This window comes from Microbispora sp. ZYX-F-249 (genome assembly GCF_039649665.1).
Classification (GTDB): domain Bacteria; phylum Actinomycetota; class Actinomycetes; order Streptosporangiales; family Streptosporangiaceae; genus Microbispora; species Microbispora maris.
Map to the genome: position 1 here is coordinate 1 of NZ_JBDJAW010000152.1, position 737 is coordinate 737.

At 69.6% G+C, this 737-nt stretch carries 1 protein-coding gene; it reads left to right on the forward strand.

Translation table 11 applies throughout. The features are described 5' to 3' along the window. Positions 1 to 737 (forward strand): IS256 family transposase (locus AAH991_RS40185; RefSeq protein ID WP_346231199.1); only part of this gene is annotated, 737 nt, incomplete at both ends.

Consider the following 737-nt stretch of genomic DNA (forward strand, 5'->3'; position numbering starts at 1 on the left):
GCCCTCACCCAGAAGGTCCGCGAGGGCGGGCGGACGGTCAACGTGCACGCCCTGGTCGCCACCGCGGTCAACGCCAACGGCCAGCGGGAGATCCTCGGGCTGGAGGTCACCTCACGCGAGGACGGCGCGGGCTGGCTGGCGTTCCTGCGCGGCCTGGTCGCCCGCGGCCTGTCCGGCGTTCAGCTGGTCATCTCCGATGCCCACCTCGGGCTGGTGGAGGCGATCGGGGCCACCCTGCCCGGCGCGTCCTGGCAGCGTTGCCGGACCCACTACCTGCGGAATTTGCTGACGACCGTGCCCAAGTCGGCGCAGCCGTGGGTGGCGACCCTGGTGCGGACCATTTTCGACCAGCCGACCGCCGAGCAGGTGCGTACCCAGCACGCCTGGGTCATCGACGCTCTGGCGGCCAAGTACCCCGCCGCCGCCGATCACCTCGATGGCGCCCGTGACGACCTGCTGGCCTTCGCCCAGTTCCCCAGGGAGATCTGGAAGCAGATCTGGTCCAACAATCCCCAAGAGCGGCTGAACAAGGAGATCCGCCGCCGCACCGACGTCGTGGGCATCTTCCCCGACCGCGCCGCCATCATCCGGCTCGTCGGTGCCGTACTCGCCGAACAGACCGACGAATGGACCGAAGCCCGCCGCTACATAGGCCTGGACATTCTCGCCAAGGCACGCCTCCGCGTGATCTGCGGCGACACACCGAACCAGGAACAACTCCCCGGCACCCTCACCGC